At 42.0% G+C, this 18,985-nt stretch carries 22 protein-coding genes; 20 read left to right on the top strand and 2 right to left on the bottom strand.

All coding sequences use genetic code 11. The features are described from left to right. The first annotated feature begins 4 nt into the window (after nucleotides 1-4). The 12 genes from PHG22_02925 (at nucleotide 5) to PHG22_02870 (ending at nucleotide 9,537) form a co-directional block, all read left to right on the top strand. On the top strand, nucleotides 5-1,603 hold the full coding sequence (locus tag PHG22_02925) for a glycosyltransferase family 39 protein (protein MDD5490724.1): 1,599 nt from the start codon (nucleotides 5-7) through the stop codon (nucleotides 1,601-1,603). 1 nt (nucleotide 1,604) lies between these two features. Next, nucleotides 1,605-3,053 (top strand): hypothetical protein, encoded by a 1,449-nt coding sequence (locus PHG22_02920; GenBank protein ID MDD5490723.1) that lies wholly within the window; start codon nucleotides 1,605-1,607, stop codon nucleotides 3,051-3,053. Next, on the top strand, nucleotides 3,046-3,234 hold the full coding sequence (locus tag PHG22_02915) for a hypothetical protein (protein ID MDD5490722.1): 189 nt from the start codon (nucleotides 3,046-3,048) through the stop codon (nucleotides 3,232-3,234). Before PHG22_02920 ends, PHG22_02915 begins: the two co-directional genes overlap by 8 nt. A gap of 2 nt (nucleotides 3,235-3,236) precedes the next feature. Then, nucleotides 3,237-3,692: a dTDP-4-dehydrorhamnose 3,5-epimerase family protein gene (locus PHG22_02910; protein ID MDD5490721.1), complete on the top strand. Its 456-nt coding sequence runs from the start codon at nucleotides 3,237-3,239 to the stop codon at nucleotides 3,690-3,692. Nucleotides 3,693-3,703: 11 nt separating this feature from the next. After that, nucleotides 3,704-4,114 (top strand): HIT family protein, encoded by a 411-nt coding sequence (locus PHG22_02905; GenBank protein MDD5490720.1) that lies wholly within the window; start codon nucleotides 3,704-3,706, stop codon nucleotides 4,112-4,114. Nucleotides 4,115-4,118: 4 nt separating this feature from the next. Next, nucleotides 4,119-4,565 (top strand): alternative ribosome rescue aminoacyl-tRNA hydrolase ArfB, encoded by a 447-nt coding sequence (gene arfB / locus PHG22_02900; protein MDD5490719.1) that lies wholly within the window; start codon nucleotides 4,119-4,121, stop codon nucleotides 4,563-4,565. A 9-nt stretch (nucleotides 4,566-4,574) separates the two neighbouring features. After that, entirely contained in the window at nucleotides 4,575-5,582 is a 1,008-nt protein-coding gene (rfbB, locus tag PHG22_02895) for a dTDP-glucose 4,6-dehydratase (GenBank protein MDD5490718.1), read from the top strand. Between the two features lies 1 nt (nucleotide 5,583). Next, complete coding sequence (locus tag PHG22_02890; protein ID MDD5490717.1) at nucleotides 5,584-6,312, top strand: nucleotidyltransferase family protein; 729 nt, start codon at nucleotides 5,584-5,586, stop codon at nucleotides 6,310-6,312. A 128-nt stretch (nucleotides 6,313-6,440) separates the two neighbouring features. Further along, nucleotides 6,441-6,989 (top strand): hypothetical protein, encoded by a 549-nt coding sequence (locus PHG22_02885; GenBank protein ID MDD5490716.1) that lies wholly within the window; start codon nucleotides 6,441-6,443, stop codon nucleotides 6,987-6,989. Between the two features lie 161 nt (nucleotides 6,990-7,150). Continuing rightward, entirely contained in the window at nucleotides 7,151-7,993 is an 843-nt protein-coding gene (gene rfbD / locus PHG22_02880; GenBank protein MDD5490715.1) for a dTDP-4-dehydrorhamnose reductase, read from the top strand. Between the two features lie 273 nt (nucleotides 7,994-8,266). After that, nucleotides 8,267-8,767 carry a hypothetical protein gene (locus PHG22_02875; protein ID MDD5490714.1) on the top strand — a complete coding sequence of 167 codons (501 nt, stop codon included), beginning with the start codon at nucleotides 8,267-8,269 and terminating at the stop codon, nucleotides 8,765-8,767. A gap of 41 nt (nucleotides 8,768-8,808) precedes the next feature. After that, nucleotides 8,809-9,537: a sugar phosphate nucleotidyltransferase gene (locus tag PHG22_02870; protein ID MDD5490713.1), complete on the top strand. Its 729-nt coding sequence runs from the start codon at nucleotides 8,809-8,811 to the stop codon at nucleotides 9,535-9,537. A 48-nt stretch (nucleotides 9,538-9,585) separates the two neighbouring features. Here PHG22_02870 and PHG22_02865 read toward each other — a convergent pair whose 3' ends face one another. Beyond that, nucleotides 9,586-10,974: a carboxypeptidase-like regulatory domain-containing protein gene (locus tag PHG22_02865; protein MDD5490712.1), complete on the bottom strand. Its 1,389-nt coding sequence runs from the start codon at nucleotides 10,972-10,974 to the stop codon at nucleotides 9,586-9,588. 66 nt (nucleotides 10,975-11,040) lie between these two features. Here PHG22_02865 and murA point away from each other — a divergent pair, with 66 nt between their 5' ends. From murA to PHG22_02845, 4 genes are read left to right on the top strand one after another with little or no spacing between them, the layout of a single operon-like run. Further along, nucleotides 11,041-12,291: a UDP-N-acetylglucosamine 1-carboxyvinyltransferase gene (gene murA, locus PHG22_02860; protein MDD5490711.1), complete on the top strand. Its 1,251-nt coding sequence runs from the start codon at nucleotides 11,041-11,043 to the stop codon at nucleotides 12,289-12,291. A 9-nt stretch (nucleotides 12,292-12,300) separates the two neighbouring features. After that, complete coding sequence (locus PHG22_02855) at nucleotides 12,301-13,575, top strand: S41 family peptidase (GenBank protein ID MDD5490710.1); 1,275 nt, start codon at nucleotides 12,301-12,303, stop codon at nucleotides 13,573-13,575. A gap of 53 nt (nucleotides 13,576-13,628) precedes the next feature. Then, on the top strand, nucleotides 13,629-14,078 hold the full coding sequence (rplI, locus tag PHG22_02850; GenBank protein ID MDD5490709.1) for a 50S ribosomal protein L9: 450 nt from the start codon (nucleotides 13,629-13,631) through the stop codon (nucleotides 14,076-14,078). A 2-nt stretch (nucleotides 14,079-14,080) separates the two neighbouring features. Continuing rightward, nucleotides 14,081-15,721 carry a CTP synthase gene (locus tag PHG22_02845; GenBank protein ID MDD5490708.1) on the top strand — a complete coding sequence of 547 codons (1,641 nt, stop codon included), beginning with the start codon at nucleotides 14,081-14,083 and terminating at the stop codon, nucleotides 15,719-15,721. A 51-nt stretch (nucleotides 15,722-15,772) separates the two neighbouring features. On the opposite strand, the gene rpmA is transcribed toward PHG22_02845, so the two are convergent. After that, nucleotides 15,773-16,057: a 50S ribosomal protein L27 gene (gene rpmA, locus PHG22_02840; protein ID MDD5490707.1), complete on the bottom strand. Its 285-nt coding sequence runs from the start codon at nucleotides 16,055-16,057 to the stop codon at nucleotides 15,773-15,775. A gap of 136 nt (nucleotides 16,058-16,193) precedes the next feature. On the opposite strand from rpmA, the gene PHG22_02835 reads away from it, so the two are divergent. The 4 genes from PHG22_02835 to PHG22_02820 all read left to right on the top strand — a co-directional run bounded on the left by PHG22_02835 (nucleotide 16,194) and on the right by PHG22_02820 (nucleotide 18,926). Then, nucleotides 16,194-16,424 carry a NifU family protein gene (locus tag PHG22_02835; protein ID MDD5490706.1) on the top strand — a complete coding sequence of 77 codons (231 nt, stop codon included), beginning with the start codon at nucleotides 16,194-16,196 and terminating at the stop codon, nucleotides 16,422-16,424. A gap of 4 nt (nucleotides 16,425-16,428) precedes the next feature. After that, on the top strand, nucleotides 16,429-16,809 hold the full coding sequence (locus PHG22_02830; protein MDD5490705.1) for a hypothetical protein: 381 nt from the start codon (nucleotides 16,429-16,431) through the stop codon (nucleotides 16,807-16,809). 15 nt (nucleotides 16,810-16,824) lie between these two features. Next, nucleotides 16,825-17,877 carry a phospho-N-acetylmuramoyl-pentapeptide-transferase gene (gene mraY / locus PHG22_02825; GenBank protein MDD5490704.1) on the top strand — a complete coding sequence of 351 codons (1,053 nt, stop codon included), beginning with the start codon at nucleotides 16,825-16,827 and terminating at the stop codon, nucleotides 17,875-17,877. A gap of 260 nt (nucleotides 17,878-18,137) precedes the next feature. Further along, nucleotides 18,138-18,926 carry a hypothetical protein gene (locus tag PHG22_02820; protein ID MDD5490703.1) on the top strand — a complete coding sequence of 263 codons (789 nt, stop codon included), beginning with the start codon at nucleotides 18,138-18,140 and terminating at the stop codon, nucleotides 18,924-18,926. The last annotated feature ends 59 nt before the right edge of the window (nucleotides 18,927-18,985 follow it).

Raw genomic sequence — 18,985 nt, 5'->3', positions numbered from 1 at the left:
TTCCATGGGTGAAGCAAAAACAAACAACCATAAATATTTTTTAAGAACATTGCTGGTGTTGGGGGCCGTGTTCTTTTTTATTTATTCCTTTTTGCCGGTCGCCGGCGGTTTGATTTTTAACTCTCCCGATGAAAACGCCAATTTTATTTTTACCAAAAATTTAATTGAGCGCGGTGATTTAAAAATTTTTGAGCCGCTCAACAGAGAGGTTGGTAATATCGTCCACCCGCGAAGCACCAACGTGGCCGGGCCGTTTATCGTACCGGGAAGTTTTTTGGGTTTGATTTTGATTTATGGTTTGTTAGGCAAAATTTTTTCTTTGGAGGTGGTGACGTATTTTACTCCACTCGCGGCCGTAGCCGGCGTTTTATTTTTTTACGGCCTGACACGCAAAGTTTTCAACTCTACCATTGCTTTTATTTCCTCACTGCTTCTTTTTATCCATCCGGCGTGGTGGTATTGGAGTTCACGGACAATGATGCCGAATGTGTTATTTATTTCTTTGCTTCTGGGCGGATTTTATTTGATGTCTAGAATCAAAAAGGATTCCAAATGGTCTTTGTATTTTTTCGCTGGGATTTTTTTGGGTCTCGCGCTGTCCGTGAGATTATCCGAATTCTGGTGGTTGATTATTGCGCCCGCCATGCTTATTTTTATTTATCGGCGGGAAATGAAATGGCCCTATGTTGTTTTAGGGTTTGGCGGGCTGCTTTTATCCCTTGTACCGGTTTTTTATTACCAATATCTTACTTATGGCAACGCCTTGCTGACGGGATACTCTCAACTCGGCAGCGACGTTGCTTCCAATTTAACCCAAGGCAGCGGGTCGTGGTTGGATATTATTTTTCGTTTTGGAATTCATCCGCGGCTGATGGTTAAAAATTGCTGGAATTACCTTATTTTAATTTTTTGGTGGTTTACTCCGTTGTTTTTGGCCGGGCTCGGTTTTTTTATCTATCGTTATCGCGATTGGCAGAAGAAACAGAAAGTTTTTTTCTGGCTTTGGTTTTTTATTTCCGCTTGGCTTGTAGTTTATTATGGGAGTTGGTTTTTTTACGATAACCCGACCCCCGGCACTGTGACCATTGGAACTTCTTACGTCCGTTATTGGCTGCCGATTTATCTTGGCCTTTTGCCCTTCGTGTCATTATTAATAATCAAAGCCGGCGGATTGGTAAAAAATAAAGCCAGCCGGATTTTAATAGTAGTAATTTTTATTTTAGCCCTGGCTTATCCTTCGGCACGTCTTGTTTTATGGCAAACAGAAGAGAGTGTTTTCCAGGTGCGCCACACTTTAGAGATTTACGGGCAGGTCAAAGAAAAAATTATTGAAAATACAGAAGAAGATTCGGTAATTGTGGCCAGCTATATGGATAAAATTCTATTTCCCGAAAGGCGGGTAGTCCAAAATATCGCCGACGATTATACGGAAGAAAATTTATCGGCTCTTTTAGATAAAGCGCCGGTGTATGTTTATAGTTTATTTTCAGAAAAAGATGTAAATTTTCTAAACGATAAAAAATTAAGCCGTTTTAATCTGGTTTTATCGGCTTATCAAGATTTGCCCAATGGGGCGAAATTAATGAAATTGATGAAAAAATAAAATGGATAAGACGAGAAAAAATATCAGAATAATGTTGACTCTCGTAGCGGTTTTGATTTTGGGGTTTCTCGCGGAGCGTAATCTTTTAATTTTTGCTCCGCTCCAAGCGGAATTTGATTTTTCCCGCCCGAGCGGGTGGATTTCTTTTTTAAAACCGCGGGGGAGGGTCTCGGAAATCAAAGAAGAGGCGGGGAAATTTTATCAATCCATTGTAGGGGAGCCAATTTATATTGAATCAAACATTCCTTTGAGTTTTTTTAAAAAGGCCGAGATAGTTTTAAATTATAAAAATCCCGAGCAAGATATTTTGGAACTCGGTCTGGTGACTAAAAACGGTTATGATTTGCGACCGCTTCAGAATAAGGTATTGGACGATTTATCCTGGCCGAAAATTTGCGCTGACGGGGTTTGCCTTTGGCAGAAAGAAAAAAAATACGAGAGCATCGGGGATTTTATGGAGAATCAGCCAGCGGCGGAGAAAATCGGCGTTTATTATTATGAGCTGGGGCGTCCCTATCGTTTGCCGGATTATAAACCAAGCGAACGATATCAAAGTTTTAATTATTCCCTGCGCGGTGCTCACCAATTTTACACCTACATAAAAGACGAGGATTTGGATTTTATGTTTACTTTTGAGGATATGAACCGTTCGGTTGGCGCTGACGAAGTAGAAGTTAACCTTTATAATGAGGAAAATAATTTAGTAAAAAATTGGATAATGACTGATGATGGCAATTCGGAGGCCAACGAGGTCGTGGTTACCCCCCGCCAGCTTAAATTGAACATCGGCGATTTATCCGAGGGGGTTTATCGGCTGGAAATCTCCGCCAGCGACGATATTTTTTTAAGAGACATTCAGACCAGACAAAAATATCTGTCTTTTATCGGGGAAATATATCTCGGCGATAATATAAATTCTACCGTCACTTCTCAAAAAGATGCGACGCTATTCGGCAATAGCAGGGAAGTGGCGGCCGTTACTACTCACGATGAAGGCCGTCAAACTTTGAGTTTCACCGGAGAAAATTTGTTCATAGAAAAAACACATATTCAGTATTATTATAAAAATTCGGCCGGAAATTTTTCGGTCAGAGTTCCCGTAAGTGATATTTTGCTTCAAGGTGATGGCCTATGGTCTTTTAGCGAGAAAAATTTTTTTGACCCGCGGCAACGGCGGGTGGCGGACAGCCGGGATTTAGAAGGATTAAATTTTGTCATCGCCAGATACCAACCGCTGGCGTCTAACAGTGAATGGCAGACGCGAGGAGCCAGTTTTAATCTTTATAACGCCCGAAAAGAAAAAGGAAAAGTAAGGTTTATTATTTCCGCGCCGGGGCTTACCGCCGATAAGAAGCCGATTGACGTTCGAGGGATAATAATTAGAATAAACAGGGGTGAATTTTCTCGGGAGAATTTTACCAAATTTCTAAATAAATTTTTCTATGAATAGGGGATTTGTCAAAATATTTTTTGAAGAATTATTTTATGCTTCTTTTATTTTGTGGGCGGCTTTGATGATTTTAGAATTTTTTATCAAGGGTTTTGTTGTTAATTTTTTCAATCCCCATTTTGTCTTGATTATCTCGGCGGCCAGTGCTATTATTACCCTGATAATTAAAGAAGATTTTTAATTATGATAGACAGGGTGATTATAAAAAATTTAAAAATATTCAAAGATGAGCGAGGCTGGGTGGCGGAGCTTTATCGCCATGATGAAATGGATTTTGTTCCGGCGATGGCCTATGCTTCGTTTTCTGAAAATGGCGCGGTGCGCGGGCCGCATGAACACAAAAAGCAGTCGGATTATTTTTGTTTTTTCGGTCCAGGTGATTTTATGATGTATCTTTGGGACGAGAGAAAAGATTCTTCTACTTATGGCGAAAAAATGGAAATGCGGGTGGGGGAGAGCAATCCGCTGGCGGTTCTTGTTCCGCCGGGGGTTGTTCATGGATATAAATGCGTTTCGGAATCGGGAGCCTGGTACGTTAATTTGCCGGATGCTTTGTATGCCGGTAAGAATAAAAAAGAAGCAGTGGATGAAATAAGGCATGAAAAAGACGGTGCAAATTCCAAGTTTAAAATAAATTAATTTTTGACTTTATGAACGATTGTATCTTTTGCAATATTATCAAAGGCGAAATTCCTTCGGCTAAAGTTTACGAAGACGACGAAATTTTCGCTTTCCTGGATATTAATCCCGTTAATCCCGGGCACACCTTGGTTATTCCCAAAGAGCATTATGACGATTTTTCCCTGACGCCCAACGAGCTTTTATCAAAAATGATGCCGGTAATTGATAAAATTTCCAAGGCGATTATGAACGGACTGGGCGCGCAGGGGTTTAATTTGGAGTTAAATAACGGCCGGGTAGCTGGTCAGATTGTCCCGCACGCGCATTTTCATATCGTCCCCCGTTTTCCCGACGACGGCCTTCATCTCTGGCCCGGTAAACCCTATGCTGAAGGCGAAATGCAAAAAACGGCGGAAAAAATTAAAAACAATTTAGAGTAAATTTATGGAAGAAGTTTTTATTCCGGAAAATAAATATAAAATCACCGCGTACAAAAAAAGCGCCGGACCCGGCGGGCAAAACGTCAATAAAGTGAGCACGGCCGTGGAATTGCGCTGCGATATTGACGAATTAGATTTGACAGAGGAAGAGAAGAATAGAATCAAAGAGCAATACCCCAGCCGGATAGTCAGAGAAGATTTTAAAGAAGGCGCGCGGCAGGAAGTACATTCCATTATGATTGTGAGAGCAAGCGAAGAAAGGTCGCAAAAGGCGAATAAGGAAAGAGCGGTGGAAAAATTTCTAAAATTCATCACTGAAGCTATTGTCCCGGAAAAAGAGCGTTTGGAAACCAAGCCGACGCGGTCTTCAAAAGAAAAGCGCCTCCAAGAAAAGAAAATACAGAGCGAAAAGAAAAAAGAAAGAACCTTTGATTGGCGGAAATTTAAATAATTATTTTTTATGAAAATACTCGTTACCGGAGGAGCGGGGTTTATTGGCTCCAATTTTATCCACCACATTTTCAAGAACCATCCTGATTATAAGATTATCAATCTGGATAAATTGACGTATGCCGGGAATTTGGAAAATTTAACGGCAGTTGAAAAAAATCCTAATTATGAATTTGTTAAGGGCGATATTGGAGACGCCGATTTAGTAAATGAACTAGTTAAGGATTGCGATGCCATTGTCCACTTTGCCGCCGAGTCGCACGTGGACCGTTCAATTATTGATTCGGGAGAGTTTGTAAAAACCAATGTATTGGGCACACAGGTTTTACTGGAAGCAGCGAGGATTAATAGCAGAAAAAGATTTCATCATATTTCCACCGATGAGGTTTTTGGCAGTTTAGAGCTTGATTCGCCTAAAAAATTTAATGAAAAAACGCCCTATGACCCGCGCAGCCCTTATTCGGCAAGCAAAGCGGCGGCGGACCATTTGGTCAGGTCATATTTTCACACGCACGCTTTGCCCATTACCATCTCCCATTGTTCAAATAGTTATGGTCCTTATCAATTCCCGGAAAAAGTTATTCCTTTGTTCGTCACCAATTTAATTGAGGGCAAAAAAGTTCCAGTTTATGGCGATGGGCTTAATGTCCGCGATTGGATTTACGTAGATGACCATAATCGTGGAGTGGATTTGATTTTACATCAAGGGAAAATTGGCGAGACCTACTGTCTGGGGGGGGATAGCGAAAAATCCGGTATAGAAATTACCAAGAAAATTTTAGAATTAATGGGCTATGGCGAAGAAATGATTGAGTATGTTAAAGACCGTCCGGGCCACGACCGCCGCTACGCCGTTGATTTTTCCAAAATTAAAAACGAACTGGGCTGGGAGCCGCGGGTAGATTTTGAAACCGGACTTAAAGAAACGGTAGAATGGTATAAAACCCATGAATCATGGTGGGGGAATATCAAATCCGGCGAGTATCAGAATTATTATAAAAAACAATACGGAGGATAAAATGCAAGCCATAGTTTTGGCGGCGGGACGGGGAGAGAGATTGCGTCCACTTACAGAAAAAATTCCCAAACCGCTTTTGCCGGTTAACGGTCAGCCGCTTATTTATTACTCGCTGAAACTTTTAAAAAACGCCAGCATTACCGACGTTATTATCAATTTATATTACTTAGGTGATTTGATAAAAAGGGAGCTGGGCGATGGCTCACAATTAGGAATGTGTATCGTTTATTCCAAAGAAGAGGAAATTTTAGACACCGGCGGCGGGATAAAACAAGCGGCAGAAATCGGTAAAATCAAAGATACTTTTGTGGTAATAAATAGCGATATTTTAGCTGATATTGATTTGCGCCGAGTCGTTGATTTCCACCGGCAGAAAAAAGCGCTGGCAACCATGGTATTGCGAAAAAATGATTCAGATAAACAGTATCCAAAAATTTTAGTCGATAAAGAAAGCAGAGTCCGCGACATCAAAGAAATATCCGGTTACACGGACGAGGCGGAAGAATATATGTTCACGGGAATCCATGTTTTAGAGCCGCAAGTTTTGGATTATCTGAAAAAAGAGCCGGCATCTGTAATTGACACTGCCTATTTTGGAATGTTGCGCGAAGGAAGGCCGATTTACGGTTTCATCCACGACGGCTTTTGGGCGGATTTGGGTACGCCGGAAGATTATGAGAGAGTGAAAGAGACGGTAGAGACAGGAAAGATTAATTTTAAATATTTTTAAGTTAATATTCTCCCCCTGCCCGAGGGGGAGTCAGAGGGGGTGGGAGTTGAAATATCTAATCACCCCAACCCCTCCCTGCCTGCCGGTAGGCAAGCTTATCTAAGGAGGGGAGTAATGAATAATTATTTATGAAAATCCCGGAGCAATATAAATCCTTAGAATACGTCCACGATATTGAATGGCGGGATATTTTTGCGGTGTGGCGTGTTTACGAAGCTTATCAGAAAGGCTGGGAGAAGCATTGGAGAGAAAGAGGATTTAACTCTTGGGATGAGTGGAGAGCCAATTATGTTGCCCCGTTGAAACCGCAGGAGAAAAAATGGAAAATATACCGCATAAATGACATCGCGGAGGTGGAAAAATTTTACGGAACGCCGACACGCAGTTGGATTGCCAAATGTTATGGCGGAATTATTACTAAACGATTGTCAGATATAATAAATCATCCATTAATTGCCGCTAATAATAAAATAAAAGACATTATTAATAATTTTCCTTTTCAAACAATGTTAACGGGCGTTATCCATAATGGAGAAATAGTTTTAATTGAAGGAATACATCGGGCAGGCGCTTTGGCGTTAATGGCAAGAGAGGGTAAAAGAAGTGGAGGTGAAGTTGTGATTGCTTTAGCTGAACATGATAGCGAACTTTTGCCGTTGGGCAAGGGAGATAGTTGAGTTTAAATATCTATAATAATTTGTAATAATCTGTCATTGCGAGCGAATCCGAACTTGTTGAAGATGAGCGAAGCAATCTACACGTATTAGAGATTGCTTCCCCCTCGACGACTCGACTGAGCTCGCCGAAGTCAAGCTCGGGGTCGCAATGACAAAATACTATGAAAATACTAATCATCGGCGCGAAAGGAATGCTGGGGCAGTACTTGGCGGAAGTTTTTTCCGGCGAGGAACTTTTTTTATGGGATAGAGAAGAAATTGATATCACCGATGAAAAGCAAGCGCGAGAAAAGATTACAAAATTAACACCTGATTTAATTATTAACGCCGCGGCTTATAATGCCGTTGATAAATGCGAGGAAGAAGAAGGATTTGCCATTGCTAAAAAAGTAAATGGCGAGGCGCCGGGATATTTGGCAAAAATAGCCAAAGAAGTTGGTTCTGTTTTCGTCCATTATAGCAGTGATTACGTTTTTGACGGCAGTAAGGAGGAGGGATATAAGGAAAATGACGAACCGAGTCCGGTTAATAAATATGGTGAGAGCAAATTGATGGGCGAACGGGAGGTTCAAAAATATGGTGATAGATACTATATTTTGCGTACTTGTAAATTATTCGGCAATCCCGCTTCCAGCGCCGAGGCCAAGAAAAGTTTTGTTGATTTAATGTTGCAATTGGCAGGGGAGCGTGATAAGCTGGAAGTCGTTGACGAGGAATATGCCAGTCCCACTTATGCTTTAGATTTAGCGAAGAGGACGAAAGAAATAGTTGATGGTGGTTATCCGTGGGGTATTTATCACGCGACAAACGACGATGCCTGCACGTGGTACGAATTTGCCAAAGAGATTTTTAAAATAAAAAATATAGATATAAAAGTTGAACCGGTCAATTCCGATAAATTTCCCCGCCTCGCCCGCCGTCCCAAATTTTCTGTTTTGTTAAACACCAAATTGCCGGAGATGAGGAGTTGGAGGGAGGCATTGAGGGAGTATTTAAAACAATAATGTCATTGCGAGGAGTCCCTAGAATTCGGGACGACGAAGCAATCTACGCGTATTATAGAGATTGCTTCCCCCTCGACGGCTCGACTGAGCTCGCCGAAGTCAATCTCGGGGTCGCAAAGACAAAATAGATAAGGAGGTGGCAAGAAGCGTTGGGGGAGTATTTGGAATAAATAAAATTTATTAGTAGAAGAATTTTTTAAGATAAAATTGTAAAGAATAGGCCATTGATTTATAAATATATAAAATATTAAATGTATGGAGCAATATAATAGAATGAAAGAAATCGAGTCAAATAATTCAAGAGAGATCGCAGAAAAATATTTAGCAAGAACGGACATAAAACATACAGAACAGGCAAGAGAATATTTAAACCGATTAAAGGTATTGTTTTGGATAGCATTTGTTGGTAGTATCGTTTTACGTGGTTTAAGCGAATCCGAAAGCGAATTAGTCGTTATATTTTTTATTCTCTATATAGGGTTTTTGGTATATTTTATCTATTTTTGCACAAAGGTATTAAAAGCGGAAAAATTATCGAAAGCGAACGCTTTGTGGTGTATGGTTTTTGCTCCACTTAGTTGGTTATGGTTTTATCCGTTGATAACAGACCCTCTTAAAATAATTTTAGGAGAAAAACAACCGCCAATCCGTTTAAGCGATGCAGAAAGGAAACAAAGGGCGACTGAAACTAATAAAAAAATTTTACGGCTTTGGATATCCGCTGGAGTGGTTGTGTTAATTTTTGTAGTTATTTTGGCGATTATTCTCCATTAGATTTAAATAAAAATTCAAAGAGTAAAATAATTTTATATCCTATGAAAGGCATCATACTCGCAGGAGGCGAGGGGACGCGGTTGCGGCCGTTAACTTATGTCACTAATAAGCACTTATTGCCGGTTTATGATAAGCCCATGATTTATTATCCGATTGAAACTTTGGTTAGCGCCGGAATCAAAGATATTATGATTGTCTCGGGCAAAGGACACGCGGGGCACTTTTTAGAATTACTCCGTTCCGGCGAGGAATTCGGCGCGAGGTTCTCCTATGGCGTGCAGGAAAAGCCGGGCGGCATCGCCCAGGCGCTCGGGTTGTGCGATGATTTTGCCGATAACGATAAAATCGTGGTAATGCTGGGCGATAATATCTTAGAGGATAATATCAAGGAAGCAGTGGACGATTTTGCCAGACGAGAGAAGGGCGCCAAGATATTTTTGAAAGAAGTGGAGAATCCAAAATCGTTTGGCGTAGCGGAAGTAAACGGAGACAAAATTGTCAGTATAGTGGAAAAGCCGGCCGAGCCCAAGAGCAATTTGGCGGTCATCGGACTATATATGTATGACAATCAGGTTTGGGAAGTGATTAAAACCCTCAAGCCCTCGGGCCGGGGGGAATTGGAAATTACAGACGTCAATAATTTTTACGTCAAGCAGGGGACCATGACCTTTTCCAAACTTACGGGCTGGTGGGGAGATGGCGGTGAAAGTTTTGACAGTTTGCTCAAAGCCGCGGAGCTGGCGGCCGAAAGAGAAAAAAATAAAAAATAGATAATTAAAAAATCCCCCTCTATAATGAGGGGGATTTTAGTAATAAATTTATTGGATAACCAATTCATATAAACCGCCGCCCTTATCTTTGTCGGAACTTAGATAAACCGTTTCCCCGTTTTCAGTCAAGAGAAAATTATTGGCGCGTATTTCATCCGCCAGATTATAAAAATTGCGTTTATCCCTGCCGTCAAGTTCAATAATTTTAAGAGCATCGCCAAGAAGAAACGTGATATAATCCAAAGCCGGAACCCAGCGGGCTTTTTTTATTTCTTGGCTGTAGCGGGAAATAAGCTCGTTTTTATCTTCTTTGTGCTCGTAAAACCATAATTCAAAATTTTTGTAATACAAAAATCTTTCCTGCGTTTTTTCCCATTCGCCGCCCAGCGCTTTTTCTTGAAGCAAAACTTCCGAAGTAGTTTTATCTATGAGCAGCACTTCTTTATTTTTATCGTCGTATAGAGAAAAGATATTTTTGGGTCCGGGAGCGATAAATTTATAGGGATTGGCAGTCAGGCGTAGGATAATTTGTTCTCCGCTCCAGACATTTTTTTTGAGAAGCAATGTCTCTGTGTCGGTGAGCAAAGTATAATAAAAATCGTCATTTTCTCTCCATAAATCAACAATTTCACCTTCGTTTTCTGAAGTTATAAATTGGGCGACAGTATTGTTAGGCAGGTCAATTTCGTAGATTATATTCTTACTGATAGCGTAAAGGGAATTACTGCCGTTTTTGACCCAAAAAACAGCATTAAATTTTTGCTTGGCGATATTCTCTACGAGGATAATTTCAGCCGGATTTTCGGCATTAATAACAAAATGAGAATTTCCGCCAGCCGCCGCTGGTGCGGCGAGCAGAATTTTTTTGCTGTCAGAGGACCATTTGACAAGTTCTTCATAATTTAAATTTTCCAGCGAGTTTTTATTTATCCGATATAATAATTCCTTGGATTTTTTTTCTTTATCCCAAAGCCAAAGTCCCGATATTTCTCTTTTGATGCCGGAGTAGATTAAATATTTTTGATTGGGAGAAATATTTATCAACTCACTCGGCTCATCTATTTCTTCCCGCGGCTGATTCTGCCGAAAAAGATTGATATGCTCGGCAAAGGTGGTTTCTTGACTCCGGACGGTCAGATTTTTTTCCCAAGAATAAAAACCGTCTTTACTCACTGTCAGGCGATAATTATTGGGCAGGAGATTGTTTAGCCGTACTTCGTTATTAAAAAATATGCCAGTTTCTTTGATTAATTCTCCGCCAAGATATATTTTAGTTTTTGGGGTTTTAACTATTAAATAAATTCCGCCAGTTTGAAGAAGTTTGCCCCGTTTCCAGTCGTAGCGATACCCCGCGGCGTAAAGGACAACAAATGGCGCGACAATAATGAAAACCGCTATGAAAATTGAATAAATTATTCGACGAGTTTTTAAATCCATAATAAAAATCGTTTAAAGTTTGAGGGGTTTACTATTTTATCCGGCTGGGTTAAGATGTGTATAAGTATGTCTAAATTTATTATTGAGGGAGGTTATCACCTTTCCGGCACAATTAAAGCGGGGGGGATGAAAAACGCGGCTACACCCATCATCGCCGCCACCCTGCTAACGGCCGAGGAGTGCGTTTTGCAAAATGTTCCCCGCATTGTTGACGTAGAAAAAATGTTGGAGATTCTCCGCAGTTTGGGCGGTCGCGCGGAATGGACCGGCGCTAACGAACTCACCATCTGCAACAAGGGGGTTGATTTGAACGATTTGGATAAGCAGACCGTGAAAAGCATGCGTTCTTCCATTTTGCTTTTGGGCCCGCTTTTGGCGAGATTCGGGGAAGTCGCTATTCCCGAACCGGGCGGTTGTATTATCGGCAACAGGCCGATTGACGCTCATCTGTATGTCTTGGAAAAGCTGGGAGCTAAAGTGGAGAGGGAGGACGGATTGTATAATTTTTCCGGCAAGCTAAAGGGCGCTATTATTATTTTACCAGAATTTTCAGTTACCGCAACTGAAAACGCGATGATGGCTGCCGTTTTTGCCGCAGGGATAACTACTATTAAAATCGCCGCCGTAGAGCCGCACGTTGAGGATTTAGCCGATTTTTTGAATGCTTTGGGAGCTAAAATAAAATTTGCCGGCAATCATGTTATTGAAATTGAGGGCGTAGAAAAATTAAAAGGCGCGAAGCATAAAATTATTCCTGACCAGATAGAGATAGGGACTTTTGCCGTGGCGGCGGCGGCGACCAAGAGCGAAGTCGTTATTGAAGATATTATTCCCGAGCATCTGGATTTGATTTTATTGAAATTACAGAGCGCGGGAGTAAAAACAGAGTTAGGCAAAAATTTTCTCAAAATTATTCCTTCGCATAATTTAAAATCTTTCCGATTGCAGGCGCTGCCTTACCCGGGTTTTCCGACGGACTTGCAGGCGCCTTTTGGAGTTTTGGCGACGCAGTGCGCCGGAACTTCGCTCATCCACGACCCGATGTATGAGGGGCGAATGAGTTATGTGGGCGAACTTGTTAAAATGGGAGCCAACGCCATTGTGGCTGACCCGCATCGCGTCATTATTACCGGCCCCACGCCTTTATACGGCCAGGAAATAAAAAGTTTTGATTTGCGCGCCGGCGTCACTATGATTATCGCCGGTCTTATCGCTCGCGGACAGACGATTATCAATGAAGCGGAAATAGTTGACAGGGGTTACGAAAAAATAGAAGAGCGATTAGGAAATTTGGGAGCGAAAATAAAAAGAATTTAATTTTAGAATATGCAATTTCAATATCAGCCCAGTCGGTCGCCGAAAAAGGGGTGGTGGTGCGGAGTTTCCATTTACGTGGTGGTGACTTTAGTTTTGTTTAGTTTTGTCGCCGGTCTCTTGGTTAATGAATATCGCTGGAAAATAGAAACGCAGAAAGGCGCTGATATTGCCGGCGGGGCGGTGGTAAATGTTGAAAAAAATAAAACGCCGGAATTTTTATCTAAAGACGTGGATTTTAATTTATTCTGGCAATTATGGGAGGCGATAAAAATAAGGTATATAAATAAAGATATTCTTGACACCAAATTATTTTATGGCGCTTTGGCCGGAATGGTGGCATCTTTGGGCGATCCGCATTCGGTATTTTTTGACCCGGAAACGACCGAAAAATTCACCAAAGAACTTTCCGGAAGTTTTGAGGGTATCGGCGCGGAAATCGGGATAAAAAATAATCATCTCACGGTTATCGCTCCCTTGCCCGATACTCCGGCGGACAAGGCGGGCATTCGAACTGGCGATGTAATTTTAGCAATTGATAATATGGATGCCTCCGGTATTTCTTTGGATTATGCCATCTCAATTATTCGCGGGAAATCCGGTACCAATGTCATCCTGAAGATAACCCGCGAGGAATTTACCGAACCGAAGGATTTTACTATTACTCGCGGAGTGATTAATATTGTGAGTGTTAAATATGAGATGAAAGATTATCACGGCAAGAAGATCGCTTATATAGAAATTAATCAATTTATTGAAGACACGGTGGAACGTTTTGACAAAGCGGTTAGATGGGCGCTGGAAGAAAATCCCGATGGTTTAATTATCGATTTGCGGGGCAACCCCGGGGGATTTTTGGACGGCGCCGTGAGAGTCGCTTCGGAGTGGGTAGACGGCGAATTGGTAGTGACGGAGAAATTCGGCGATGGGAGCATTAAAGAGTACAAATCTCCTTCGAGGGCGCGTCTTAAGGATTATAAGACAATGGTGTTAATTAATGAGGGCAGCGCTTCCGGTTCTGAAATTGTCGCCGGTGCTTTACAGGATTATGGCTTAGCCACGCTGATTGGCAAAAAAACCTTCGGCAAGGGGTCGGTGCAGGAAATGGAAACTTTTACAGATGGTTCAGCGGTCAAATTGACCGTGGCTAAATGGCTTACTCCCAAGGGGAGAGAAATCGACCAGCTGGGAATTGACCCGGATATAGAAATTGATTTGACTAAAGACGATTTCAATAATGATAATGACCCACAACTTGATAAAGCCCTTGAAATTTTAGCCCCTTAGAGCGTTAAACAAAAGATAGGTTCCGTGTTATTATAAGATAATGTTTTGCCAATATGAAAATTATCTTGCTTAAAGACGTTTCCAAGTTAGGTAAGGAGGGGGAAGTAAAAGAAGTGGCGGAGGGTTATGGCAGGAATTTTTTGCTTCCTAATAATCTAGCGGTTTTGGCTGATGCTAAGGCGCTGGCCGTGGCCGAGATAAAAATGAAAGCGAAAAATAGGCGCGAGCAAGGAGAAAAAGACAGATTCGTGGCTATAAAAAATAAAATTGCCAACCGCGAGGTGAAAGTGGAGGGGAAAATCAGCCAGGGCGGAAAACTTTTTGCCGCCGTAAAACCGTCAGAAATATCCAGCGCGCTCAAGCAACAATTGGGGGCAGAGGTAGGGCCGGATTTTATTATAATCAAAAAGCCAATCAAAGAGGCAGGAGAGCATAGTGTAGAAATAAAGTTTACCCCGGAGATATTTTTTAATATTAAAATAAGAATAACAGGTACTAAATAATTATGTCACGCTTTATTTTTGTCGTTGGCGGGGTGATGTCTTCCGTTGGCAAGGGAGCGGCTTCGGCTTCCATTGGAAAATTATTACAAAGCAAGGGTTATAAAGTGACGGCCATAAAAATCGACCCCTATATCAATGTTGATGCCGGCACCATGAATCCCGTGGAACACGGGGAGGTTTTTGTGACTGAAGACGGCGATGAAACCGACCAGGACCTTGGAAATTATGAGAGATTTCTGGACGTGAATATTTTATCCGATAATTATATGACCACCGGCCGTGTTTATCAGACGGTAATTGGGCGAGAGCGTAATTTGGAATATGGCGGCAGATGCGTGGAGGTTGTTCCTCATGTTCCCGAAGAGGTCATCAGAAGAATCAAGCGGGTGGAGAAGAAAGGCAAAGCGGACTTTATTATTATAGAAATAGGCGGAACGGTCGGCGAATACCAGAACGTTTTATTTCTGGAAGCGGTGAGAATGATGAGGTCGCAGTATCCCGACAAAGTTTTAGTCGTGATGGTGAGTTATTTGCCTATCCCGAGCAAAGTAGGGGAGATGAAAACTAAACCTACACAGACCGCGGTGCGTTCTTTAAACGCGGTGGGTATCCAGCCGGATATCCTGCTCGGGCGGTCGGAAAGGCCGTTGGATACGCCGCGCAAGCGCAAACTTTCCATTTTCTGCAACGTCAGCCAGGAGGACGTAATTTCCGCGCCGGACGTAGATTCTATTTATGAAATACCTCTTCTTTTTCAGAAAGAAAAACTAGGGGAGAGGATTTTACAGAAATTCGGGCTAAGAGATAAAAAGAAAGATTTGGCCGAGTGGAAGAAATTGGTGTTTAAGTTTAAAAAACTCAACAAATCCAATCGGGCGGTTAAAATCGGAATAGTCGGAAAATATTTTAGCACGGGTAAATTTGTTTTGTCCGATTCTTATATTTCAGTTATTGAGGCCGTTAAACACGCCTCCTGGTTCCACGGGAAAAAACCAGAGCTTTTTTGGCTTAATTCCGAAGAATACGAGAAAGACGCGCAGAAATTAAAAGAGTTGAAAGAGCTGGACGGGATAATTATCCCCGGAGGTTTTGGTTCGCGCGGAGTAGAGGGAAAAATAAAAGCCGTGGAGTACGCGAGAAAAAATAGAATTCCGTATCTCGGACTTTGTTACGGAATGCATATGGCCGTGATTGAATTCGCGCGCCACGTTTGTAAATTAAGAAACGCTAACACCGCCGAGATAAATCCTTCCACTAAAAATCCGGTGATTCATATTATGCCCGACCAGGCGGAAAAAATTAAAGATAAAAGATATGGGGGGACCATGCGCCTGGGAGCTTATCCCTGCTTTTTAGCCCCGGGGTCTATCAGCCGCGAGGCCTATGATAAAAGGCAAATTTTTGAACGCCATCGCCATCGCTACGAGTTTAATAATGATTATCGGGGTTTATTCCAAAAGAAAGGACTGGTTTTGGCCGGCACTTCTCCGGATAATAAGCTGGTAGAAATTGTAGAACTTTCCAAAAAAGACCATCCCTTTTTTGTCGGCGTTCAATTCCATCCGGAATTTAAATCCCGCCCGCTAAGGCCGCATCCCTTATTCAGAGAATTTATCAAAGCGGCCATCAAAAAGAAAAAATAGCTAAATAAAAAAACCGTCCCGAGTAATCGGAACGATTTTTTATTTAAGATATTATTTTTTTACCGGCAAAACGTGGATGAATTTGCGCAAGCTCAAATTCCCGTCAAAACGATGAACCTGTTTGCGGGTAAATTTAACAAATCCGGAGATAGCGGCATACAAAGTGTCGTCTCCGCCTTTTTTGACATTCTGCCCGGGATGGATTTTAGTGCCGCGTTGTCTGACTAAAATACTTCCGGCTTTGGCATGCTGGCCTTCGTACAATTTGACGCCTAACCTTTTAGCTACTGAATCGCGGCCTAACGCTGTACTGCCGCCCGCTTTCTTATGTGACATATTGTTGGTTAATTTAAAATAAATTAAGTATCAGTGTTTTTAGTATAACAAAACTCTAAAAAACTGTCAATATTATAAGGAAAATCGCGGTTAGGTTTGACTTTTTGTTGTTTTCCCGTTATTATTTAATAATAATATGGATACAAAAGTAAAAATTCTAGAAGCCCTTAATGTCCTCCGCCCGACTTTGGAAGCTGACGGAGGCGATATTGAATTTGTCAGTTTTGATAAAAAAACCGGCGTTGTTAAGGTTAAATTAATCGGCGCCTGCCAAGGTTGTCCTTTGGCCACCGTTACTCTGAAGAACCACGTAGAAAAATATCTTAAAAAAGAAGTGCCGGAAGTTAAAGAAGTAATTCAAGTATAATTTTATGTTTTTAGCAAAATTATTTGATAGTAAATTCATCGTCTCTTTTTCTTTTTTTATAAGAGACAGAATAATCTGGGTAGCGACATCACTGGGGATAGTTTTCAATATCTTTTTTTGGGCGTGGCTCTATTTTAAAATGCCCCGCGGCGGGGAAAGCGTTCCCTTGCATTATAATATTTATTTTGGCATTGACCGCATCGGACGGTGGTACGAAATTTTTCTTTTCCCCCTGACCGCATTTTTTATTTTGCTGGTTAATTTTTTTCTCGCTTATTTTATCTATAAAAAAGAGAAATTTTTAAGCCATTCGTTGGTTATTGTTTCTTGCTTGGTTGGATTGATAATTTTAGGGGCGGGACTGCTTATCCTTTCCATTCAATAATTTAATTAATTTAACATGACAGCTTATTTTCCTGTTATAAAAATTTTTATCTTAACCACCCTGTCTTTTATTGTCACCATACTTTGGACTCCGGCCCTGACTCACTTTTTATATAAATATAAATTGGGGAAAAAAATCCGCGATGAGAAATCTGCTCCGATTTTTTCCAAAATGCATCGGGGGAAATCGGGAACGCCCACCATGGGCGGGCTCTTGATTTGGATAACCACTCTTGTTTTAGCTTTAGTTTTTTTCTATTTATCTTCTTATTTTGATAGTGAAATTTTAAAACAGCTTAATTTTCTCACTCGTCCCCAGACCCTTTTGCCGCTCGGCGCGCTGGTGGCTTCAGCGCTGGTCGGTTTTATTGATGATTGGCTTAATGTCCGGGGCATTGGCCCGAATGGCGGAGGGTTAAGGATGCGCCATCGTTTGATTATTTATACCGCCATTGCCATGGTCGCCACCTGGTGGTTTTATTTTAAATTGGATTGGGATGTGGTGCGAGTTCCTTTTCTCGGAGTTTTCAGCATAGGCCTTTGGGCCATACCGCTTTATATTTTTGTAGTGGTAGCTACTTCTTTTTCAGTTAATGAAGCCGATGGGCTGGACGGTTTGGCCGGAGGGACGTTGCTGGCTTCTTTCGCGGCTTTTGGGGCTATTGCCTTTACGCAGGGAAAGTATGATTTAACGGCTTTTTGCGGGGTGATTATCGGCGCCCTGCTCGCTTTTCTGTGGTTTAACATTAATCCAGCCAGGTTTTTTATGGGTGATACGGGCGCGATGTCTTTGGGTGTCACCTTGGGCATTCTCGCCATTTTAACTAATTCCATTTTGCTTTTGCCGGTCATTGGTTTTATTTTTGCCCTGGAATCCCTTTCCGTGATTGTTCAGATTTTATCTAAAAAAATCAGGCATAAAAAGATATTTCTTTCCACGCCGCTCCACCATCATTTTGAAGCTATCGGCTGGCCGGAACCCAAAATCGTGATGCGTACCTGGATTATTGCCGGCGTGACGGCGGTAATGGGGTTGATTATTGCCTTGATAGATAAAGGAATCACCTAACATATAACATGGAACACGAGGATAAGAAACCGCTTTTGGCAGTTTTTATTTACGTATTTTTATGTTACGCGTGTGGTGACCCAATATAAACCGTATGGGCTATTGACATTTTTTAAACTTATGGGATAATAGAACATCCCGAAGAATGGGAAACCGTGTCTGTCCGGAAGACAGGAGTAAATCAAATTGCCTAAAGGTGAATGGTCGCATCGACTCCAAGGGAGTTGCCGCGGCTTGTGCCAATGGGCGAGGAGGAGAAGATGGATTCTATTACAACAGGACAGATCAGACAGCTTATTGAGCGTGCGGCTGCAGGCCAGATTTTTTCTGAGGATCTTAACGCGTTCCTCGAGGACCCTACGCGTTGGCGCGAGACACCATTCGGTCTCGTCGTCCCCAGGGACAACCTTCGGGTTTGGATGCAGGACGTTTACAATGAAATAGAAATCTCTTGTAAGGTTCCGCTGGTGCCTAAACTCACCCCGCAGCAGATGAAGTCACTGGTCAAGTTCGGTTTCCGATCTTTCTTTATCCCAGCAGTCAGTGAGGATGAATACCCCTCGGATTTTATAAAACCCGAATGGGGAAACCGTGGCCTCGACGCAGATGATACTGAGCGCAAGCCGCTCTTGGGACGATGGGTGGCAATTGAAACCATCGATCGAGATGATTACTCAAATGATCTCCTTAGAGTAAAGCTTAAGCTCAAAAGCCGTTTCTCTGTGGAATATGATAGTGATTTTTATAATGACACTGGTCTTCTCGCCAGGGCCGCCAAAATCACTGGCTTTCCGAAAAATCATGTATGCTTGCCAACGGTCGAAGAGTGGAATTTTCTTGGCAATATGTTTAACTGGTTACGAGAGAACCATCGGGAGCAGTTGCCTGACCTGGGCAAACCTGAGTATTGGGAGTGGTGTGCAAATATTTCCTCGGAGCACCATCTCATAACAGGTGATTGTGATGATGGGGGGCTGGCGGGGGTGCGCGAGCGTTGGCACGACGACCATTACGGTCACGTTGGTTTCCGTTTCTTAATAGTTTTATAGATATTTAGTTCCTTGATACTTGGGTCACAACCGCCCCGCTTTAGCGAAACAAAGCGGGG

The sequence above is a fragment of the Patescibacteria group bacterium genome (assembly GCA_028716045.1).
Classification (GTDB): domain Bacteria; phylum Patescibacteriota; class Patescibacteriia; order JAQUQO01; family JAQUQO01; genus JAQUQO01.
This window is presented reverse-complemented; position numbering and strand designations above follow the sequence as displayed.

Coding starts and splice junctions, on each gene's coding strand:
- PHG22_02910 (MDD5490721.1), top strand. CDS start 3,237: ATGATAGACAGGGTGATTATAAAAAATTTAAAAATATTCAAAGATGAG.
- PHG22_02835 (MDD5490706.1), top strand. CDS start 16,194: ATGGATACAAAAGTAAAAATTCTAGAAGCCCTTAATGTCCTCCGCCCG.
- rfbB (MDD5490718.1), top strand. CDS start 4,575: ATGAAAATACTCGTTACCGGAGGAGCGGGGTTTATTGGCTCCAATTTT.
- PHG22_02870 (MDD5490713.1), top strand. CDS start 8,809: ATGAAAGGCATCATACTCGCAGGAGGCGAGGGGACGCGGTTGCGGCCG.
- PHG22_02890 (MDD5490717.1), top strand. CDS start 5,584: ATGCAAGCCATAGTTTTGGCGGCGGGACGGGGAGAGAGATTGCGTCCA.
- rpmA (MDD5490707.1), bottom strand. CDS start 16,057: ATGTCACATAAGAAAGCGGGCGGCAGTACAGCGTTAGGCCGCGATTCA.
- arfB (MDD5490719.1), top strand. CDS start 4,119: ATGGAAGAAGTTTTTATTCCGGAAAATAAATATAAAATCACCGCGTAC.
- PHG22_02875 (MDD5490714.1), top strand. CDS start 8,267: ATGAAAGAAATCGAGTCAAATAATTCAAGAGAGATCGCAGAAAAATAT.
- PHG22_02820 (MDD5490703.1), top strand. CDS start 18,138: ATGGATTCTATTACAACAGGACAGATCAGACAGCTTATTGAGCGTGCG.
- mraY (MDD5490704.1), top strand. CDS start 16,825: ATGACAGCTTATTTTCCTGTTATAAAAATTTTTATCTTAACCACCCTG.
- PHG22_02855 (MDD5490710.1), top strand. CDS start 12,301: ATGCAATTTCAATATCAGCCCAGTCGGTCGCCGAAAAAGGGGTGGTGG.
- rplI (MDD5490709.1), top strand. CDS start 13,629: ATGAAAATTATCTTGCTTAAAGACGTTTCCAAGTTAGGTAAGGAGGGG.
- PHG22_02885 (MDD5490716.1), top strand. CDS start 6,441: ATGAAAATCCCGGAGCAATATAAATCCTTAGAATACGTCCACGATATT.
- rfbD (MDD5490715.1), top strand. CDS start 7,151: ATGAAAATACTAATCATCGGCGCGAAAGGAATGCTGGGGCAGTACTTG.
- PHG22_02865 (MDD5490712.1), bottom strand. CDS start 10,974: ATGGATTTAAAAACTCGTCGAATAATTTATTCAATTTTCATAGCGGTT.
- murA (MDD5490711.1), top strand. CDS start 11,041: ATGTCTAAATTTATTATTGAGGGAGGTTATCACCTTTCCGGCACAATT.
- PHG22_02830 (MDD5490705.1), top strand. CDS start 16,429: ATGTTTTTAGCAAAATTATTTGATAGTAAATTCATCGTCTCTTTTTCT.
- PHG22_02920 (MDD5490723.1), top strand. CDS start 1,605: ATGGATAAGACGAGAAAAAATATCAGAATAATGTTGACTCTCGTAGCG.
- PHG22_02905 (MDD5490720.1), top strand. CDS start 3,704: ATGAACGATTGTATCTTTTGCAATATTATCAAAGGCGAAATTCCTTCG.
- PHG22_02845 (MDD5490708.1), top strand. CDS start 14,081: ATGTCACGCTTTATTTTTGTCGTTGGCGGGGTGATGTCTTCCGTTGGC.
- PHG22_02915 (MDD5490722.1), top strand. CDS start 3,046: ATGAATAGGGGATTTGTCAAAATATTTTTTGAAGAATTATTTTATGCT.
- PHG22_02925 (MDD5490724.1), top strand. CDS start 5: ATGGGTGAAGCAAAAACAAACAACCATAAATATTTTTTAAGAACATTG.